We start from the raw sequence: 20,276 nt of genomic DNA, 5'->3' as shown, positions 1-20,276 counted from the left end.
CGTCACCCGTCACCCGTCACCCGTCACCCGTCACTCCCAATCATCCGCGTTGGAACTGGATGTCGTACAGCCGGCGGTATTCCCCCCGCAGGGCCAGCAGGGCCTGGTGGGGCCCTTCTTCCACGATCCGGCCGTTGCTGATTACCAGGATGCGGTCGGCGATCTGGATGGTGGACAGCCTGTGGGCGATCACGAACGTGGTGCGCCCCTGCATGAGGTTTTCCAGGGCGCGTTGCACTTCCTGTTCCGCCTCGCTATCCAGAGCGGAGGTGGCCTCGTCCAGGATCAGGATGGGGGCGTCCTTCAACAGCGCCCGGGCGATGCAGATCCTCTGTCGCTGTCCGCCCGAAAGCATGACCCCTTGTTCGCCCACCACCGTATCGAACCCGTTGGGCAGTTCCCGGATGAAATCATAGGCGTAAGCGGCCTTGGCGGCTTCGATGATGGCCTCTTCGTCTTTCCAGGGAGCCCCGTAGGCGATGTTGTTCCGAACGGTGTCGTTAAAGAGAAAGCTCTGCTGGGTCACCATGGCGATCTGGTTTCTGAGGGATCTAAGGGTCAGGTCCCGCACGTCCATCCCGTCCACCAGGACCGCGCCGCTCGTCACATCGTAGAACCGGGGGATGAGGTTCACCAGGGTGGTCTTGCCGCCGCCGCTGCTTCCCACAAGGGCGATGATCTCGCCGGGGCGGACCCGGATGTTGATGTCCTTGAGCACCGGAACGGAGTCGTAGGCGAAAGATACATTTCGGAACTCCACGGCGCCTTCCGCCCGCTCCAGAACCACGGCGCCGGGCTTTTCCACGATGTTGCTCTTTTGGTCCAGGATTTCGTAGACCCGAACCATGGAGGCGATGCCGGTCTGGAGGGTGCTGTTCAGTTTGTTGAGGCTTTTGACCGGCTTGTAGAGCATGAGCAGGGCTCCCAGGAAGGAGAAGAAGGTGCCGGGGGTGGACGTGCCGTTGACCACCTGGTAGCCGCCGTAGCCGATGATGGCCGAAATGCCGATGGCGCCGATGAACTCCATGAGCGGGCTGGAAAGCGCATCAATGCGCAGGGCCTTCAATTGGTAACGGAGCACGCCCTGGTTCTGGTCCGCGAAACGGCGCTTCTCGTGGTCTTCCATGGTGAAGGCCTTGACGATTCGGACTCCGGTGAAACTTTCATGAAGAACCGTGCTGAGATTCCCCACCGTCTCCTGGCGTTTCCTGGCCAGCTTTCTCAGCCGCTTCCCGAACCGCACCAGGGGGTAGAAGGCCAGGGGAAGCACCGCCACGGCGATGATGGCCAGCTTCCAGTTCTGGTAAAAGACCACGAAGATGAGCCCCACCACCGTGAGGGAATCCTTGATCATGCCCGTGACCGCCCGGGTCACCGCCATCTGGATTTCCTTCACGTCGTTGGTGATGCGGCTCATGAGCACGCCGGTGCTGGCCTTGTCGAAAAACCCGAGGGGCATGTCGTGGATGTGGTTGAAGAGCCGCTGGCGCAGATCCGTCACGGCCCGAAGCCCCACCGACTGCAGAAAGTAGGTGCTGCCCCAGTCGGAGAGGGCCTTGATGAGAGACACCAGAAGGAAGGCGGCCGGGAGGAGCTTGAGCATGGCCAGGTCCTTCTTAATGAAGATCTCGTCCATGGCGGGCTTGATGAGATAGGCGGTACCGGCGCTGGCGGCGGACACCAGCAGCATGCAGACTCCGGCCAGGGCCAGGCGGCGCAGGTGGGGCCGGATGAGTTCCAAGAGGCGCCGGAGGGCCAGTTTTCCGACGGGATCTAGCAATCGCATAGGCTCAAGGCAATCCGTGCAGCACGGCGGGCGGCTCCGGGACCGCCCACGCGGCGTTCGATATCCCGAAGCCCCGTGGTTTGTTCTTTCAGGGCTCGGGGGTCCGTCAGCAGTCGTTCCGCCTCCCCGGCGATCCGCTCGGGGGAGGCGTCTTCCTGGATGAGTTCCGGGCACACCCGGCGCCCGGCCACCAGGTTGGGAAGCCCGATGTAGGGCACCCGGATGAGAAAACGCCCGGCATGGTACTCAATGGGCGAAACTTTGTAAACGATCACCAGGGGGGTTCCCAGGAGCGCCGCCTCCAGGGTGACGGTGCCGGAGACGGCCAGCGCCAGGTCCGATGCGCGAAGCACCCGGTGGGTGTCCCCGTGAACGATCCGGAGGGGAAGATCCCGGACGGGGTGGACGGACGCAAAGTCGGAAGGATCCAGTTCGGCCGCGGCGGCCAAAAGGAATCGAAGGTTTCCATGACGGCGATGGAGAATCCGGGCGGCCTCCACCAGCAGGGGTAGAAAAGTGCGCACTTCTCCCCGGCGGCTGCCCGGAAGCAGACAAACCGTTCGCGAAGCGCGAAACCCTTGTCCCGGCTCATTTTCCAATCCCAGGGCCTTTCGGCACGCGGTCTTGTGCGGCACCCGGCTGAGGGTGTCCGCCAGGGGATGGCCCACGTAGTGCACGTGCATGCCGTGGCGGCGATAGAAGGATTCCTCGAAGGGCAGAATGACGGCCATGGCGTCCACAAAGCGCTTGAGCGACCGGATTCGTCCACGGCGCCACGCCCAGACCTGCGGGCTGATGTAGTAAAACACCTTCAGGCCGAGCCGGCGGGCCAGGCGCCCCAGCAGGAAGTTGAAATCGGGAAAGTCCACCAGGATCACCAGGTCCGGCCGTTCCGAGGCCAGGTGATCCCGGAGGGTCTTCCAGGCATGGTAGAGGGTTCGGGCCTTGGGAAAGACCTGGAGCACGCCGATGAGGGAAAGAGCCCGGTTGTCCACCAGGACGCGGGCTCCCGCCTTTTCCAGGCGGGGACCTCCCAGGCAGCTCACCTCCAGGCGAGGATGTTCCCGGCCCATGGCCTCCACCAGGGAGGCGGCATGGAGGTCGCCCGACGCCTCTCCGGCGCTCACGAAGACCTTCAGCGGCCGCTGGGGGGCATCGATTCCCATGCCTTCCGGATCCGTTCGTTGATCTGTTGGGAGATGTCGAGGGCCACCTTGAGGGCCATCATGGCCTGGCGACCGTCCACGACGGGCCGCGACTGGGATCGGACCGCCAGGAGGAAGGCGGCGATCTCCTGTTCCAGGGCGTCGTAGTCCACCACGTCCAGCTCTTCGGTAGAGATTTCGGGATAGCCGGAATCGTCGGGAGGCTCTTCCGTTCGAAAAGAAAAGGCCCGGCGGTTGGCGTAGTCGCAGACGAGATAGCGGTTTTCCTGGAACAGGCGCAGGCGGCGCAGATTCTTGAGAGAGATGCGGCTGGCCGTGAGGTTGGCCACGGCCCCGTTTTGGAATTCGATTCGCACGTTGGCGATGTCGGGAAGGGAGGTGAGCACCGGAACGCCCGAGGCGGAAATGCCGGCGATGGGAGACTGCACCAGGTGCAGGGCGATGTCGATGTCGTGGATCATGAGATCCAGAATCACGTCCACTTCCAGGCCCCGCTCGTTGAAGAGCGCCAGCCGGTGAGCTTCCAGGAAGAGCGGGTTTCTCACGTGAGGTTCCACGGCTCGAAAGGCCGGATTGAACCGTTCCAGGTGCCCCACCTGAAAGATGAGCCCTTTTTCGTCGGCCAGGCGGACCAGTTCCTGGGCTTCTTCCAGGGAACGGGTGACCGGCTTTTCCACCAGCACGTGGACCCCGGCTTCCAGAAAATCCCGGGCGATGGCGAAATGGGACGGGGTGGGCGTGGCGATGCTCACCGCGTCCACCTTGCCGAAAAGGTCTCGGTAGTCCTCCAGAGCCCGGCATTCAAACCGGTCTGCAATGGACCTTGCCTGTTGAGGATTGGTGTCCACCACGGCGACGAGTTCCGCTTCCGGAAGGCGCGCGTACTTTTCCGCATGGAATTTTCCCAAATAACCCACGCCGATGACTCCGACCTTGAGGGCGTCCGGGAGGGGCGGTGCGAAGGCGATGGGTTGCGGCGCCACGCGGATCTCGCCGACACGGGAGGAGGAAGGCACTTCGGGCTTCGCCTTTTCCGGCTCATCCACGGCTTGCTTCGGATCGCGGACGGCCACCACCGTGATGCCCGCCCGGTCGGCTTCGCGGATCACCCGTTCCCGGTCGAAGAGCAGGGTCTTTCCCGCCTCGATCACCAGCACCCGGGCCTTGACCTCCTTCATGGTTTCGATGGTCTGGAGCCCCACGGCGGGCACATCGAAGCGAAGGTCCTGGATGGGCTTGCTCACCTTGACCACCACGGCCCCTTCGCGGCAAAGCCTTCCGCCCCGCAGGATGGTGGCATCCGTTCCGTCGATTCCTTCCACGGCGAGCACGGCCTGGTCCTTGACCACCAGGCACTGGCCGATGTCCAGGTGTCCCACGGCCTTGGCCATGTCCCAGCCGAACGCCACGTCGCGCTTTTCCTTGGCGTTGAGCCGCCGGCGGGTGAGGATCCCTTCGGGAGCCAGCAAGGTGGGCAGAAAAAGGGTGGAAGGCTCGATGAGGATCCCCTCGCTTTCCAGTTCCTGGGCCAGGGCCCGGAGCAGGAAATCGTCCTTCTTGTTGTGAAGCTTTCCCAGGAGCTTGAAGGCGCGCCAGTCCGGTCGGATGCGGGCGTAGAGCTTGGTCTTGTTGATGGCGCCGGCCATGGCGGCCCGGGTGATTCCGGCCTTCTTGAAGGCCTGGATGAGCTTGTTGAGCTGGCCCAGTTTGATCAGGTGGAACTGGTCCACGTGGTCCGCCACCTGCGGGTCCGTCTCGCCGTGGAATCCCACGGCCACCACGCTGTATCCCGCCTGCCGGGCCCCTTCAGCAAAAAGGAGCGGAAACTGCCCGCCCCCTGCGATCAAGCCGATGCGTCGTGCTGGGTCCTGGTTCATGAATCGTGTCCGTTTTGTCTCAGCGGGTCAGCCCCCTTTGGGATCCCGCCACGAAATCCAGCAGGCACTTCACCTCCGCGATGTGCCCCAGTTCTTCCTGGATCTGCCGGGTGGCTTCGGCCACCGTGAGACCGGTCCGGAAGAGGATCTTGTAAGCCTTCTTCAAACCCTGGATGGCTTCCGAAGAAAAGCCTTTGCGCTTGAGCCCCACCGTGTTGGGCCCGTACAGCTTGGCCGGATAGCCCGTGGCGAGCATGTAGGGCGGAATGTCCTTCTTGATGCCCGCCTTGGCGCCGATGTAGGCGTGGGTGCCGATCCGGGCGAACTGGTGCACGGCGGACAGGCCCCCCACGATGGCGTGATCTTCGATCAGTACATGACCGGCCAGCATGGCCGCGTTGGCCATGATCACGTGGTTCTGCAGGATGCAGTCGTGGGCCACGTGCACGTAGGCCATGATCAGGTTGCCGTTGCCGATGCGGGTCACGCCGCCGCCGCCCTCCGTGCCTCGGTGGATGGTGGCGTATTCACGGATGATGTTGTTGTCTCCGATCTCCACCCTCGTGGGTCCACCCTTGTACTTCAGGTCCTGGGGAGGAAAGCCGATGGAGGCGAAGGAGCTGATCTGATTGTTTCGGCCGATCCGGGTCCAGCCGTCGATGACGGTATGCGAGCCCACCACGGTGCCCGTATCGATCTCAACGTTCGGGCCGATGACGGCGTAAGGTCCGATGGTGACGCCCTCGGCCAGTTCGGCCTTGGGATCCACAACAGCTGTCGGGTGAATGGTCATGGAAGGTAGCGTCCTCTTTCGTCGTTCGTCACGGTTCGATGGTTGCCATGAGTTCTCCTTCGGCCGCCAGGTGATCGCCCACGTAGGCCTCGCCCTTCATCTTGAAGACGGGGCCTTTTCGCCGAAGGACTTTGAGCCTCAAAATCAGTTGATCTCCGGGCCGGACGGGCCGGCGGAACCGCACCTTGTCCATGCCCATGAAATAGACGGGCTTGGCCGCGTCCGAGCCCAGCATGCTGAAGGCCAGGATGCCGCCGGCCTGGGCCAGGGCTTCCATGATGAGCACCCCGGGCATGATGGGATGTCCGGGAAAATGCCCCTGAAAGAAGGGCTCGTTGATGGTCACGTTCTTGAGCCCCACGATTTCCTCTTCCCCCATCTCCAGAATGCGATCCACGAGCAGAAAAGGATACCGGTGGGGCAGGGCGGCGATGATTTCCTCAATCGTCTTTTCCATGGCGTCCCAATTCCTTTTCCAAGGCGTCCACTCGTTTTCTCAGCCGGGCAAGCTCGTCTCGCATGCGAGGCAGCCTCTTCCAGTTGGCGTAATTGCGGAACCACTCCTTGTGGGGGATGGCGGGGATGCCCATGAGGTCCTGCCCCGGAGGCACGGAATGGGCGATGGCCGACTTGGCACCGATCCGCACCCCGTCGCCCACCGTCAGGTGGCCGGCGATGCCCACCTGGCCTCCCAGGATCACGTGCTTTCCCAAAGTGACACTGCCGGAGATGCCCACCTGGGCGACGATGATGGAGTGCTCCCCGATCTCCACGTTGTGGGCGATCTGGACCAGATTGTCGATCTTGGTGCCGCGGCCGATGCGGGTCACGCCGAAGGTGGCACGGTCCACGGCGCAGTTGGCCCCGATCTCCACATCGTCCTCGATCACCACGATCCCCGTCTGGGGGATCTTGGTGGATCGGCCCTGGTCGTCCTGAGCGAATCCGAAGCCGTCGCTTCCGATGACCGTTCCCGAATGGATGATCACCCGGTCGCCGATCCGGCACCCGTCCAGGATGGTCACGTTCGGGTGGATCAGGCACTGGTCGCCCACCGTCACGTTGCCGGCGATGTGCACGTGGCCGTAGATCCGGGTGCCGGACCCGATGGATGCTCCCGGTCCCACGTGGACCAGCGGTCCCAGGGCCGCATCGGGGGCGATGCGGGCATCCGGAGCCACCACGGCCGTGGGGTGAACGCCCACGGGGAGATCGGGCGGCTCATGGAAAAGCTGGGCCGCCTTGGCCATGGTCCAATATGGGTTGAGAGAAAGCAGGCGGGGACGGTCCACTCCCGGGACGGACGGGTGCACGATGACGGCTCCGGCCCGACTCGATTCCAGCTGACTCTTGTACTTGGGGTTGGCCAGGAAGCTCAGCTGGTCCGGGCCGGCCGCCTGCAGCGGGCCCACTCCCCGGATCACCAGATTCGCCGGGCCCTGGCGCTCCACGCCCAGAAGTTCCGCCATCTGCTGCAGCGTGTACTCTTTCTTTGTCATATGGTCGCCGTCCGTTTCGCGATCTCCTCTTTCCCCATGGCGAGGCCGGGGACCGTTACTTTTTCGGCTTCGCCTTGTCAAGCTCTTTGATGATGTCCTTGGTCAGGTCCGTCTTTTCCGTGGCATAGACCAGACCGCCCTTTTGGACCTCAAAGATGTAGTCGTACTTTTCCTTCTTGCCCATGGACTGGACGATCTCGATGACCTTGTCGATGATCGGCTTGGTCAGCTCCTGGCTGAGCTTGTTGAGTTCGGCGTTGGTCTGCATGAGGAGTTTTTCGCCTTCCATCTGCATCTGCCGAAGTTCCAGGATCTTTTCCTTCTTGGCTTTGTCGTCCAGGAGCGCCTGTTGCTTTTCAAAAGCCTGCTTGGAGTCTTCAAATTCCTTGGCCTTGTCCCGCACCTGGCTCTGAAGGGCCGCCTTCTTGGCCGCAAATTCCGCCTTGGCCTCCTTGCCCCACTGGGACTGGTCCAGGACGGCCTGCAGGTCGAAGTAGCCGATCTTGAGGGATGCGGCCTGGGCCGAACCCGCGGAAAGCAAGAGAGCGCAGATAGCGATCAATGCCACCCATACGCGTTGTGTCCTCATGAAAAATTCCTCCTTACCTTTCGTTGAAGTGTCGTCGGTTCAATCCCTCTGCCGTCAGAGGCCAGCCATTTTAACGCCTAAAGCCCACCCGACAAAGGAGGTTCCATTCCAATCGCCGTGAAATGTGTTCTTCCCTCGTGGCCGCGGGGCTTCAGACCCGGGGAAACGGGGCGCCTCACGTGTCCCTGAGCAGACGGGAAATCCTGCGAAAGTCCGCCATCGTTCGAGGATTTCCGTCGCAGCCCTGAAGGGCTGCGCTACGACAAACAGGTTTTTAGCGCCTCTTTGTGTTCGCAGCCGCCTCTCTTTCGTTTGAGCGGGCTGTAGGGGCGGGGTTCATCCCCGCCCGCGAAACTCCGTTTAGGGCTTCCGGTGCCATGCACAGGTCCCGCCCAGGCGGCTCCTAGAAGAATACGCCCATGGAGAACTGCCAGTTGCTCTTGTCTTCGCCCGGCTCGGGATCCAGGTTGTATCCCCATTCGATGCGAAGCGGGCCCATGGGCGAATTCCAGCGGATCCCGGCGCCGGCCGCCGTGCGGAAGTCGCTGATGCTGAAATCCTCGCCGCGGTCGAAGGCGTTGCCGGCATCGAAGAAGACCACACCGCGCATGCCGATCCTTTCGATGAGCGGGAAGAGCAGCTCCAGGTTTACCAGGCCGAACTTCAGCCCGCCGATGGAGTCACCCGTGTCGGGATCCTTGGGGCCCACGTCCCCCCAGTCGAAAGCGCGGATGGAGTTGATGCCCCCGAGGAAGAACCGCTCGTAGATGGGCACCGGCTTGTTTTCCCGGTCCAGCTCAAAGATGTAGCCCGCCTTTCCGTGGACGAACCCGATGAACTTCCACCACAAGGGGATGTACCAGCCGGTGTTGGCTACCACGCTCACAAAGTCCGAATCGCTGCCCAGGTAGGGGATGGAATATTCCACCGTGAGCGAATGGGTGGAGCCCCGCGTGGGCAGGAAGGGATGGTCCGTGCTGTCCCGTTCCACCGAGGCGATCAAACTGCTCTTGATCTGGCGGCCTTCCTGATCCTTGATGAGGAGCGAGGCGTCGTCGTCCACGTCGGTGACCTTGGCGTTTTCAAAGACGTAGGAAAGATACCAGCGGCTCCAGTTGCCGAACGGATGGCTGAAGCGGATCTTGCCGCCGATGGCGTCCTTGTTGAAATCGTTGTATTCCCGGTACCAGTCGTACAGGTCGAAGCCGGCGGAAAGAGGGGTGTCGAAGAGCCAAGGTTCCGTAAAGCTGATGGAATACCGGCTCGTCTCGCCGCCCAGGTAGGCCTTGATGGCTGCGTACTGGCCGCGCCCGAACAGGTTCCGCTGCAGGATGTCCCCGCCCACGAAGAGGCCGTCGTCCGACGAGAAGCCGCCGCCCACGCTGATGGCTCCCGTGGGCTTTTCCTTCACCTTGATGTGCAGGTTCATGGCGTCGTCGGTGGATCCTTCGGAGGGCTGGATCTCCACTTCCTCGAAGTAGTCCACCTTCTTCAGGTTCAGGTTGCTGCGTTCCAGGGCGGTGGAACTGAACCGGTCCCCTTCGGCCAGCCTGAGCTGGCGCCGGATGACCTTGTCCCGCGTCTTGGTGTTTCCGGCAATGGTGATCCGCTCGATGTGCACCAGCGGGCCCTTTCGGACGTTGTAAACGATGTCCGCCCTGTGGGCATCGGGATCGCGTTTCACGCCCGGGCTCACTTCCACGTAGGCGTACCCGTGGTCCATGTAGTGCTTGGTGAGGAGGTCCAGGTCCTTTCGAAGCTTTTCCCGGCTGAAGTAGTCGTCCTTTTTGAGCTCAAAGTGCTCCTTCACCTTGGGCGTGGTTTCCAGAAGATCTCCCTGGACGTCCACGGAAGCGATGGTGTAGCGCTCGCCTTCCACCACCGGGATGGTGACATAAAAGCCGTCTTCCTTCTTTTCCACCTGCGGGGTGCCCACCCGGGCGTCCATGTAGCCGTGGTCGTGATAGAAGGCCGTCACGCGGTCCACGTCCGTTTCCAGCACGTCGCGGTCCAGCACGCCCTTGTCGCTGAACCAGGAAAAGAACCCGCGCTGCTTGGTTTCCATGACGCTTCGCAGCTTGCGGTCCGAAAAGTGCTTGTTGCCGGTGAATTCGATCTTCTGGGTGTAGAGCTTGTGGCCTTCCTTGATTCGGAACGTCACCACGGCCTTGCGCGGGTCCCGGGGAAACTGGATGTCGGAAGTGACCTGGGCGTTGAAGTAGGCCTTCTGGTGGTAGAGCTTGATGATGCGGTTCACGTCCTCGGTGACCACGCTCTGTTGGAGAACCGTGAACGGCTTGGTGGCGATGGCCGCCAGGATGTCCTTGTCGTCGATCTCGTCGTTTCCTTCCACTTTGACGTCCACCACCGTGGGCTTTTCCTTGACCACGAAGGTGACGACCTTGCCCTTGTCGGAATCCGTCACGTCAGCGGCCACCGTCTCGAAATAGCCCATCTTGAAGATGGACCGGATGTCCTTTTGAATCGTCTCCTCGCGCAGGAGCTCGCCCTTTCGGCTTTCCACGTTGACCAGGATGGCGTCGGCCTCGATGCGCTCATTTCCCCGAACCCGAACATCGGCGATGACCGCCTTGGAAAGAAGGCGCACCGCCACCTGGAGCGCCAGGTTTTCAGCCGCCCCCGTGAGGTCGTCCAGGGATCCCTCGGCAAAGAGGACTTCGGGCTTCTTTCGGCCGTTCACGTCCATCAGCTGGGCATCCAGACTGGCCTTCTGGCCCAGCTGGCTGAGGCTCCCGAAGAGGACGAAATCGGCCTTGAGGCGCCGGGCCGCTTCCAGGGCCCGGGCTTGGTCCCGAATCCCGGCCTGGCCGCTCACCCGCCTGGTTTCCGGAAGGGGCACCACCTCCATGCCTTCCGAAAGCAGCTGCTGGGCCAGGAGTTCCTGGACGGTCAGGCCCAGTCCGGGCTGGGGGGCCGCCGTGTGGGCTGCGAACGGAAGGACCGCCACCCGAGGAACCGGCGGAGGTTGTTGCTCTTGAGCGTTCGCCGCGCCGAAGCACAGAAGGCAGATCAGTGCCGCAATGCCAACCCTTTTCGCCATCGCAATGCTCCTTGTCCGGGTCATGGATGCCAGTCCGTCACACGGGCCGCAACTGCCCGTCCGAAAGGTGTAGGGTGCGGTGCATGATGGAAGCCAATTCCTGGTTGTGGGTCACCACGATCATGGTGACGTGCAGTTCCTCGTTGAGGGAAACCAAAAGATCATGGAACGACCGGGCCGTCTTGGTGTCCAGGTTCCCCGTGGGCTCGTCGGCCAACAAGACCGGCGGGTCCAGAACCAGCGCCCTGGCGATGGCCACCCGCTGCTGCTCGCCGCCGGAAAGCTCCGACGGGCGGTGATCCCGGCGGTGCTCCATCTGGAGCCTTTCCAAAAGCGCCAGGGCCTTTTCTCGGATCTTCTTCCGGGGAAGGCCGGCGATGAGGCCCGGCATCATCACGTTTTCCAGTGCCGTAAATTCCGGCAGCAGGTAGTGAAACTGAAAGACGAAACCGATGTGCTTGTTTCGAAAGTCCGCCAGCCGGGCGTCCTCCCACTGGTACACGTCGTCTCCGCCGAAAAGCACCTTTCCGGCCGTGGGCCGGTCCAGAGTGCCCAGGATGTGCAACAGGGTGGACTTTCCCACGCCGCTGGCTCCCACGATGGCCAGCCGCTGCCCCTTGGGCACCACCAATTCCAGGTCGTGAAAAAGCTCCACACGCTGCGGACCCTTGTTGAAGACCTTGGCAATGCCCAAGGCATGGATCTCCGGTGCGCCGTGGTTGTTATTCATATCGCAACGCCTCCGCCGGCTGAAGCTTGGCCGCCTGCCGGGACGGATAGAAGGTGGCCAGGAAACAGATGGCGATGGCGGCACAGGCGATGAGGATCACGTCCAGCGCCTCCATGCGAACGGGCAGCGTGGAGATGTAGTACACATCCCGGGGGAGCTCGATGAACTGGTAGCGCTTGAGAAGCCCGCACAGAACGAACCCGCCCACGAGCCCCAGGGTCGTTCCCACCACGCCGATGAGAAGGCCCTCATAGACGAAGATCCGCCGGATGTGGGTCGTGGTGGCTCCCATGGCCTTCAGGATGGCGATGTCCTTCGTCTTTTCCATGACCATCATGATGAGGGAACTGACGATGTTGAACGCCGCCACCAGGATGATGAGGGTCAGGATGATGAACATGACCACCTTTTCCAGCTTCAGGGCTGAAAAGAGGTTGTGGTTCATCTGCATCCAGTCCCGGACCCAGAAGGGATAACCCAGGCGTTTCTGGAGCCGTTCGGCGATGGATCCGGCTTCGTAGATGTCCCGGACCCGGACCTCCACGCCCGTGACCGTCTCCCCGATGCCCAGGAGCTTCTGCGCTTCGCTCAGGTGCACGTAGGCCAGAGAGTTGTCGTATTCGTACATGCCGGACTTGAAAAGCCCCGTCACCCGAAAAAGGCGGCTTTTGGGAACGCGCCCCACCGGGGTGAGACGTCCCGTGGGGGAGATGAGGGTGACGTAGTCGTCCTTCTGAACCCCCAGACGGGCGGCCAGCTCCACGCCGAGGACGATTCCCGGCGCGGTCTGATCTTCCGATACCGCCAGGGCGGTCCGGAGCGATCCGGATTGAAGGTTCTGTTCCAGGCGCGTGACCCGCCCGGCGGTTTCCGGATCCACTCCGCGAAGGATCGCACCCGCCACGGACCGGCCCGAGCTCATCATCACCTGGGTGAGCACGAACGGGGTGGCCGCCGCCACCCCGTCTTCCTGTTCCACCTCGGTCACCACCTGCCGGTAGTCGGAAAAGTTGCCCTGAAAATGGCCGATCACCGCATGGGAGGTCACGCCCAGGATGCGGTCCCGAAGGTCCTGCTGGAACCCGTTCATGACCGCCAGGACCACAATGAGCGCCATGACGCCCACGGCCACCCCCGCCACGGAGATGATCGTGATGAGCGAGATGAAGGCCTGGCGTCGCTTGGCCAGCAGGTAGCGAAGGCTGACGAAGAGCTCGAAGTTCATGGGGATCGCGCTAGGCTTTCCTTTCCGGTCTCAGGTGTGGAAAGAGAATGACGTCCCGGATGCTGGGCGAATCCGTAAAGAGCATGACCAGCCGGTCGATGCCGATGCCTTCTCCGGCCGCCGGCGGCATGCCGTATTCCAGGGCCCGGATGTAGTCCTCGTCCATGAGGTGGGCCTCCTCGTCGCCGGCATCGCGCGCTTCCACCTGCTTGAGGAACCGTTCCTTCTGATCCCTGGGATCGTTCAGTTCCGAAAAGGCGTTGGCCATCTCCCGGCCGGCGATGAAGAGCTCGAAACGGTCCGTGAGATCCGGTTCCTCTTCGTTTCGGCGAGACAGCGGCGACACCTCCAAGGGATAATGGGTGATGAACGTGGGTTGGATCAGCTTGGGTTCCACCACCAGGTCGAAGATCTTGGTGAGGAGCTTTCCGTGGCCTTCGTACTTTTCGGCCTCCAGGCCCATGGCGCGGGCCGTCTCCAGGGCCGCGTCCGCATCGGTGATGGCCGCGGGCGGAACGCCCCCCAGTTCCACCAAGGCCTCCGAAAGGCGATAACGCCGCCACGGAGGGGTGAGGTCGATGGTCTGGCCCTGGTAGGTCAGTTGAAGATTTCCGCCGTTCACCGTTTGAGCCACGTACGCGAAGAGCTCCTCCGTCAGGCGGATGAAGTCTTCGTAGGTGGCGTAGGCCTGGTAGAATTCCAGCATGGTGAATTCTGGGTTGTGCTGGGTGGAAATGCCCTCGTTTCGGAAGTTACGGTTCAGTTCGAAGACCCGCTCGAAACCGCCCACCAAGAGGCGCTTCAGGTAGAGTTCGGGGGCGATCCGAAGGTAGAGGTCGATCCCCAGGGCGTTGTGGTGGGTCTTGAAGGGCTTGGCGGTGGCTCCGCCCGGGATGACCTGCATCATGGGCGTTTCCACTTCCAGGAAGCCGCGATCCGTCAAAAACTGGCGGATGGCCTGCACGATCCGGGTGCGCTTGATGAAGGTTTCGCGCACCTGGGGGTTCACGATGAGGTCCACATAGCGCTGTCGGTACCGGGTCTCCACGTCTTTGAGGCCGTGGTACTTTTCCGGAAGAGGCCGCAGGCTCTTGGTGAGGAGAATCACTTCGTCGGCCTGCACTGTCAGCTCGTCGGTCTTGGTGCGGAAAAGGGGGCCCTTCACCCGGATGATGTCCCCGATATCCAGCCGCTTCACCAGGGTGTAGCTTTCCTTCCCCAGGCGGTTTTGCTGGCAGTATATCTGGATCCGTCCCGTCCCGTCCTGGATGTGCATGAAGGTGGACTTGCCGTGGGACCGCACGGCCATGATCCGGCCGGCCACGGTGAAGACGGTGTCGTCCTGATCCAGTTCCTCAGCGGTCTTGTGGCCGTGATCTTCCAGGATGCGGGCCACGGTGTCTTCCACGGAGTAGCCGTTGGGATAGAGAGGGATGCCTTCTTTTTCCAGTTCTTCCGCTTTTTCCAGTCGTTCGCGCAGCACGCGGCTGAGATCTTCCATAACCTCCGTGTCCTTTCTGATGGCGTCGGTAGCTTGCCGGAATCCGGCTCAAAAGCGCTTGAACGTTAGTTGATTTGACCCATCCCGTCAAGCGCCGTCCCCGGACGCGGGGTGGAGGCGGGAATCACTCGGAATTCTTGATCTTGAGAAGACTGGACGTGCTGAACGCGATGATGAGGATGCTCAGGATGAGAAGCACCCAATCCCCCTGATTCCAAAGCCGGACGGCGCCCAGGATGAAGAGGAAGACGCCGCCGCCCAGGCACATGATGGCCGTGTTCTTGGTCATGATCCTTTCCTCTGCTGCGTGACGGAAACTCTTTTTGTGCTTTCGGTAACGTTCCCACTGATTTACCGGTTTTTGTCCTTCTTGGCAAAAGGAAAAGGGGGGAGGGGAAAGGCGAAAGGCGAAAGGGGAAAGGAGAAAGGTTAAAAGGGAAAGGGTGATGAGTGATGGGGAAGGAGGTGGCGGCGCGACGGGAGCCCGTGGGAAGGCTGCGCTTGGCGGACGGGAATCAACCCCGTCCCTGCCCCGGGATGCCCTGCGCTTTTGTAGGGGCGGGCTTTATGCCCGCCCGTCGGGACCGCTGTTTGCCAAGCAATCGCCCACTTCCAATCGGCGGCATTTCAAGCAGGGCTCGACGCCACGGAACAATGATGATTCGCCCCCCCCGGTGGAACCTTTGCGATCCGCGGGTGCACCCGAGGAGCCTTGGTCTCCCGGGAAACGCACTTGACAAGGCGCCCGGTTCACGTAAAGTAAACGCGCGTTTGGCCCGGTGTGAGCCGGGCGCGGCGGGCGCCTGTAGCTCAGGTGGATAGAGCAACGGACTTCTAATCCGTGGGTCGGGGGTTCGAATCCTCCCAGGCGCGCCAGTAATTTCAATCGGTTATGGCGATTGCGTCATAGCCGCTCTTTTGTTGCGTACCCATTGCTTACCCGGAAGTCGCTTTTGCTCCCCGGCCCCTTCACCCTCGGGCCAAAGCCCACGCAGTCACTAGGACCGGCATTGTCCTGGGGCGGGACGGGGTGCCAAGCACATGCGGAATTTCTTCCTGTCCCTTCCACGCGTATGCGCAATCGTCCCACTTAGGATGATCTCGGGGGACGTTTTGTCTCAACAGTGTGCTCGGTGTGTGTTCGCTTACTCTGCGGGCTTACTTGACGGGCACTTGATCGGGTGGGTCCCCCCCTGGGTCGCAAGCCCACCAGGAAGAAAACCCACAGCACCACGACGTCCACGTCTCCGCCGCGCTCCGCGATCACTTGGGCCCGGCTCTTGAACCCGCACCGCACCGACAACTGCTCGGCCTTCTGATCCTTCCAGGGATCCACCCAGTCCCAGCCGTCCGGCCGCCAGGTGACGCGAAGGTACGTCCTGCGATTGTCCCAGTAGTCCCGGATGGGCAGCACGCCGGAAAGGACGGCCAGGTCCATCCACATGACCGCCACGCACCGGCAGAACTGGAATGCGAGCACCTGGAGTTGGATTTGCTTGCAAAACCGCCGGAACTCCAGGAGCGCCGCCCGAACGGACGAGTAGGTGACGCCGCGAAGATCTCCGCTCAGCTGCTCGTAGGTGATGCCGACGCCCTTGGCGATCCGCCGTAGCTGCTGGGTCACCCAGGCCTCGTACTGACCGCCCACGTCGGCCGGCTCGGCGAACCGGATGTCCATGCCGGGATCCAAGACCGGAAAGGTCCCGGGCTCCAGGGCCACGAGATCCCTTCCTTGTGCGTCGACCCCGGAGGAAAGACCCAGCGGCGAAAGGTCGTCCTCGTCGTAGGGCTGCGTGATGAACCCGCCGAACATGGCGGCCGTCTTCTTCCGGACCAGTTCGGCGTCCTCGTATTAGTCCAGCTCGTGCAAGGTCAGGATCACCGGCGCCATCCAGGGGACTCCCCGGAGCTGACCGGCCCGAAGCGGTCGATAGACGTGACAGATCTCGCTAGCCGGAACGCGGGTCCTTTCGGTCGACCCCAGGCCGTCTCCGGGATGATCTCTGAAGAGGTGGTAGGCGACGCGCCGGCCGATCCGGTTGAATTCGATCCCCATGCGAATGGGGTTTCCGTTTTCGGCCGTGCCGGAGTAGGTCTCGTCCAGATGGTCCGGTTCCAGGAGCTGCACCTGAAGCGGAACCGCCAACCCGTCTTCCGTCCTTCGGATTCGGAGTCTCGCCAAGGCCTCGCCGCATTCCACCATGGCCCTGGCGGCCAGGGCCTGCTGGCCGTGAAAGTCCAGCATCCCGTCTGCGTCCGATTCCTGGATCCAATCGGCCCACAAGTCCTGCAGGTCCTTTTTGAGCGCCTTGTCGTCGATCTGCCAGCGGGGGGGGGTGATGCCGGTGCCGATGAGGTTGGACACCCAGGTGTCCACGGCTCCGGAGGAAATGTCCTTGTTTCGCGTGAGCTGACGGGATCTGGCCCGCAGGGTTCCCAATGACCACGCCAGGGACATGTTGGGCCCGGCCGTCGAGGTTCCCCATGTCGGAGCCAGCCGACGTCCGAAGGACGCCGTCTCGTAGTCCGCGGTGAGCATGCGGCGCGGAACCGGACGACCGAACTGATCCAGAATGCGGAGGAATCGAGGGTCCCTTCCGGGTGGTTTCGGCGCCATCACAACCCCTTGGAGGTGGCGGTCAGGACGAAACGCTTCCTGCCGGCCGCAGCCTGTATGTCGGACCGGATTTGGGCCTCCAGGCGGCGGAGCTTTTCCAGATCCACCTGGCCGTATTCCACCGTGGTCTCGCCGATCCGAACCGACGCCACGCGCTTTCCCGACGCCAACGCCAGGATCGCCTGCTGCACGCTCTGAAGGTCAGTCTCCGTGTAGGCCATCTCTTCGCACTCCCAACAAAAAAGCGGGTGCCATCCTCCCGACGAGGATAACACCCGCTTTCCGCCCGATTTCGCATTTACCCGACTATGCCCGATTATGACCAGCTATAACCGGAAAAGCAAAGGAGATTACTGTTCACACATATTTTCAACCTTTGACACGCCTGTGCCACATTCCCTGAACCCGTGGACGTCTGCTGGAATGAGCATCTCAGGACCGCTTGGCGCGCTTTTTTGACCACCACCGCAGCAGATTTTCATCTCTTGGATTTCCACATCCTGGATCCAAAGTTCACTAATGAGAATTCCCGGATCCGTCCTTCTTCCCGGCTGTTCCCGGGAACAATTCAAACACACTTGCAATGCAGTGTGAAAATTGGCATAAATCGTCAAAAGTGAGCTGCATCGGCTCCATCGTGGCGCAGACGGTCGACTCCATCAGCTGGTGGAAAAAGGCGAACTAGGACATCCCGGCCAATCGAATCGCTGATTATCTCCAATCTCTATAACAGGGGGAACAGGTAGCCAAGGGTAATTGGAAGATCTTGAGTCCGAACGTCCTGAGCACCCACGTTCTCAATACCTACAAGCATGAACAGCCCGACGGCGCTCGGTCCTTCTGGGCTCCTCCTATTCAAGGATCGCGACCTAAGGGAGATTGTGTAGAATAAAGAGTTGGGCGGCGCAATCAGACGTACAACTCAAGAGTTAGGAGGAACCAAATGGAAAGATATGCAAACCTTGGCGGTGACTCTGGCGTTGTTGGGTACGAGATCGGTGATGATTTCGTCAGAATACAATTCTCCGATGGTTCAATCTACCTCTACACCTACGCAAGTGCTGGCGCAAACAATATAGAGCAGATGAAAAGACTTGCGCAAAATGGTCAAGGCTTAAACGCTTTCATAAACAGGCACGTTCGTAAAGCGTATGCACGCAAGGAGCGTTAGGCAAGGATCAAAAGGCTAATCGCACTGCCCTCTTTGACATGGGCAAGCAGAGATAGTTTGACAGCTTTCTGTCGAGGTTTGATTAGGGAGACAAGCGAATGATTCTTGAATCCATCCGCGTAAGAAACTTCCGCTCCATACTTGATGAAACGTTGTACTTCGAGAGTCTTACTGCACTTGTCGGCTCTAATGGCTCTGGGAAGTCCTCATTTCTCAGAGGACTACAGCTTTTTTATGAGTCATCTCCAAGAATCGAGATAGATGATTTCTACAATAGAGACACGACAGCGGAAATCATAATCACTGTCACGTTTAGAGATTTGTCCCCAGAAGCCCAAGCACAATTCTCGAGTTATATGCAAGGCGACAAACTAACAGTTGAGCGAGTGTTTGTCTGGGACAATGGAAAGGTCACCTGGAAGTACCATGGATCCACGCTTCAAAATCCAGCATTTCAAGAAATTCGTGATGCGCTGGCTATCAAGGACAGAGGCAAAAGCGCGAGGGAGGCTTATGAAAGAGTCCGAACACAAGCAGATTTTGGTTCACTTCCCCCGTGGTCAACCCTCGGAGCAGTGCCAGATAACCTAAAGCAATGGGAAGCAGAGCATCCTGATTGCTGTACAAGGCAAAGAGATGACGGCCAGTTCTTTGGTTTCAAAGAAGTTGCTCAGGGATACTTGGGCAGGTTTACTCATTTCATATTTATACCAGCAGTTCGTGATGCATCCGATGATAGTGCAGAGGGGCGAGGCTCTGTTCTTACGGAACTGATGGATTTGGTAGTGCGCAATGCTTTATCCACCAACAACGATTTGGCGAGTTTTAAGAGAGAGGTTCAAGAACGTTATAGCGAGATCATAGACCCAGCAAGCCGAGCCGAGTTAACCTCTCTCGCAGATAGAATGACAAAGACACTAGAGACGTTCGTTCCAGATTCTGATGTCAGAGTGGATTTACAATGGCTTCCATCGCCTGAAATAAACATTCCTTTGCCGCAGGCAGAGGTGAAAATCATCGAAGATGGTTATTCGTCTGTTGTTTCTCGGACAGGACATGGTCTGCAAAGAGCATTTATCCTGACCATACTGCAACACCTTGTCCTAGCCCAAAGTGTGATGATGACTGTTGATGAATCTTCGGAGAAGCAGAATCAAGCCAAGCAGGAGATACGCTTACCTAATCTTGTACTTTCGATTGAGGAGCCAGAACTGTATCAGCACCCCAACCGACAGCGTCACCTCGCAAAGATCCTGTCTCAGCTTGCTTCAGGGAAGATACCTGGTGTCGCAGAGAGGACACAAGTTGTTTACTCCACACATTCCCCTCTATTCGTAGGTATTGATCGCGTTGATCAAATACGGTTGTTTCGAAAAACTTCTTATGCGCCAGACAAGCCTAAAGTAACAAGAGTCATCAGCACGAATCTGGACAAAGTGGCAGAAACCATATGGGAAGCAGATGGTAAACCCTCTCAACAATATACAGGTGAGACCTTGTTGCCTCGTCTTCAGACCATTATGACACCTTGGATGAGTGAGGGCTTTTTTGCTGAAGTAATTGTACTTGTGGAAGGTGAAGATGATCGAGCTGCCATACTTGGGGTTGCTGCTGCTATGGGATACGATTTGGAGAGTAAAGGCATCTCAGTTATTCCATGTGGCGGCAAGAGAAGTTTGGACCGCCCCACAGCGATATTTCGCCACTTGGGTATCCCTGTTTATGTGATATGGGATAGTGACAAGGGCGAGAATAATTCTAACCCAGAGGAGAATCATCGCCTTCTCAGGCTTATGGGGAAAACCGTGGAAGATTGGCCCTGCCAAGTTTGTGACCAGTTTGCCTGTTTTGAGAGTAAATTAGAATATACCCTTCAGGATGAGATTGGGAAAGATGAATTTGAACAGTGCCTCAAAGCATGCCAAGAAGACTTCTGTATTCCTAAAAAGAAATACGCAATCAAGAATCCTATGGTTATTGCTAAAGTTATCCAAATGGCCCAGCGACATGGTCGGAGCCCCACCCTTGAGAACATAGTAAACAGGATTCTTGCCATGAAGTAAGAATAAGCGGCGAAGGCAATCTCTTGGGATGTGCCGCCCAACCCGCCGCTGCAACCGACGCCGCCTTCGGCGCCGCGGATTGGCATCCACGTGTTAGGGGACGCGCCATGCGCGCCCTCGAACACGCGGCTGCAGCGGACGGACGCTGCGGCGAGAAGGCTCGCCTCCGCGTCCGCCGCTGATCCGCGGCGCCCGTTA

At 60.2% G+C, this 20,276-nt stretch carries 15 protein-coding genes, 1 tRNA gene and 1 pseudogene; 3 read left to right on the top strand and 14 right to left on the bottom strand.

The annotated features are described in order from the left end of the window. Positions 1-40: 40 nt before the first annotated feature. The 12 genes from msbA to BUB04_RS19185 all read right to left on the bottom strand — a co-directional run bounded on the left by msbA (position 41) and on the right by BUB04_RS19185 (position 14,516). Positions 41-1,786 (bottom strand): lipid A export permease/ATP-binding protein MsbA, encoded by a 1,746-nt coding sequence (msbA, locus tag BUB04_RS00095; RefSeq protein ID WP_073035765.1) that lies wholly within the window; start codon positions 1,784-1,786, stop codon positions 41-43. Beyond that, complete coding sequence (lpxB, locus tag BUB04_RS00090; RefSeq protein ID WP_073035763.1) at positions 1,774-2,952, bottom strand: lipid-A-disaccharide synthase; 1,179 nt, start codon at positions 2,950-2,952, stop codon at positions 1,774-1,776. The genes msbA and lpxB overlap by 13 nt, the downstream gene beginning before the upstream one ends. After that, positions 2,922-4,829 (bottom strand): UDP-2,3-diacylglucosamine diphosphatase LpxI domain-containing protein, encoded by a 1,908-nt coding sequence (lpxI, locus tag BUB04_RS19535; protein WP_218588334.1) that lies wholly within the window; start codon positions 4,827-4,829, stop codon positions 2,922-2,924. The genes lpxB and lpxI overlap by 31 nt, the downstream gene beginning before the upstream one ends. A gap of 19 nt (positions 4,830-4,848) precedes the next feature. Continuing rightward, the gene (gene lpxA / locus BUB04_RS00075; protein ID WP_073035761.1) at positions 4,849-5,622 is read right to left on the bottom strand and encodes an acyl-ACP--UDP-N-acetylglucosamine O-acyltransferase; all 774 of its coding nucleotides are present in this window, start codon (positions 5,620-5,622) and stop codon (positions 4,849-4,851) included. Positions 5,623-5,650: 28 nt separating this feature from the next. Continuing rightward, positions 5,651-6,079 (bottom strand): 3-hydroxyacyl-ACP dehydratase FabZ, encoded by a 429-nt coding sequence (fabZ, locus tag BUB04_RS00070; protein ID WP_073035759.1) that lies wholly within the window; start codon positions 6,077-6,079, stop codon positions 5,651-5,653. Next, on the bottom strand, positions 6,063-7,121 hold the full coding sequence (lpxD, locus tag BUB04_RS00065; protein WP_073035758.1) for a UDP-3-O-(3-hydroxymyristoyl)glucosamine N-acyltransferase: 1,059 nt from the start codon (positions 7,119-7,121) through the stop codon (positions 6,063-6,065). The genes fabZ and lpxD overlap by 17 nt, the downstream gene beginning before the upstream one ends. Positions 7,122-7,176: 55 nt before the next feature. Then, a complete protein-coding gene (locus BUB04_RS00060; RefSeq protein ID WP_073035756.1) occupies positions 7,177-7,710 on the bottom strand; it encodes an OmpH/Skp family outer membrane protein in 534 nt (177 codons plus the stop codon). Between the two features lie 403 nt (positions 7,711-8,113). Then, on the bottom strand, positions 8,114-10,771 hold the full coding sequence (bamA, locus tag BUB04_RS00055) for an outer membrane protein assembly factor BamA (RefSeq protein ID WP_073035754.1): 2,658 nt from the start codon (positions 10,769-10,771) through the stop codon (positions 8,114-8,116). Between the two features lie 37 nt (positions 10,772-10,808). Then, complete coding sequence (locus BUB04_RS00050) at positions 10,809-11,501, bottom strand: ABC transporter ATP-binding protein (protein ID WP_073035752.1); 693 nt, start codon at positions 11,499-11,501, stop codon at positions 10,809-10,811. Continuing rightward, positions 11,494-12,726: a lipoprotein-releasing ABC transporter permease subunit gene (locus BUB04_RS00045; protein ID WP_073035751.1), complete on the bottom strand. Its 1,233-nt coding sequence runs from the start codon at positions 12,724-12,726 to the stop codon at positions 11,494-11,496. The genes BUB04_RS00050 and BUB04_RS00045 overlap by 8 nt, the downstream gene beginning before the upstream one ends. A 10-nt stretch (positions 12,727-12,736) precedes the next feature. Continuing rightward, entirely contained in the window at positions 12,737-14,227 is a 1,491-nt protein-coding gene (gene lysS, locus BUB04_RS00040; protein ID WP_073035749.1) for a lysine--tRNA ligase, read from the bottom strand. Between the two features lie 124 nt (positions 14,228-14,351). Continuing rightward, positions 14,352-14,516 (bottom strand): hypothetical protein, encoded by a 165-nt coding sequence (locus BUB04_RS19185; protein ID WP_178371851.1) that lies wholly within the window; start codon positions 14,514-14,516, stop codon positions 14,352-14,354. 510 nt (positions 14,517-15,026) lie between these two features. Between BUB04_RS19185 and BUB04_RS00035 the strand changes: the two genes are divergently transcribed. Next, a tRNA-Arg gene (locus BUB04_RS00035) sits at positions 15,027-15,103 on the top strand. Positions 15,104-15,317: 214 nt separating this feature from the next. On the opposite strand, the pseudogene BUB04_RS19715 reads toward BUB04_RS00035, so the two are convergent. Together BUB04_RS19715 and gpW are read right to left on the bottom strand one after the other, a co-directional pair. After that, positions 15,318-16,766, bottom strand: a pseudogene (locus BUB04_RS19715) (phage portal protein). A 77-nt stretch (positions 16,767-16,843) separates the two neighbouring features. After that, positions 16,844-17,065: a gpW family head-tail joining protein gene (gene gpW / locus BUB04_RS00025; RefSeq protein ID WP_073035747.1), complete on the bottom strand. Its 222-nt coding sequence runs from the start codon at positions 17,063-17,065 to the stop codon at positions 16,844-16,846. A 722-nt stretch (positions 17,066-17,787) separates the two neighbouring features. Here gpW and BUB04_RS00020 point away from each other — a divergent pair. Both BUB04_RS00020 and BUB04_RS00015 read left to right on the top strand, forming a co-directional pair. Next, positions 17,788-18,015, top strand: coding sequence for a hypothetical protein (locus tag BUB04_RS00020; RefSeq protein ID WP_073035746.1), 228 nt, complete (start codon positions 17,788-17,790; stop codon positions 18,013-18,015). Positions 18,016-18,113: 98 nt separating this feature from the next. Continuing rightward, positions 18,114-20,078 carry an ATP-dependent nuclease gene (locus BUB04_RS00015; RefSeq protein ID WP_073035744.1) on the top strand — a complete coding sequence of 655 codons (1,965 nt, stop codon included), beginning with the start codon at positions 18,114-18,116 and terminating at the stop codon, positions 20,076-20,078. Positions 20,079-20,276 lie beyond the last annotated feature (198 nt).

The organism is Desulfacinum infernum DSM 9756 (genome assembly GCF_900129305.1).
GTDB lineage: Bacteria > Desulfobacterota > Syntrophobacteria > Syntrophobacterales > DSM-9756 > Desulfacinum > Desulfacinum infernum.
The sequence above is the reverse complement of the archived record's forward strand: the minus strand, read 5'-3'. Positions and strand labels throughout refer to the sequence as shown.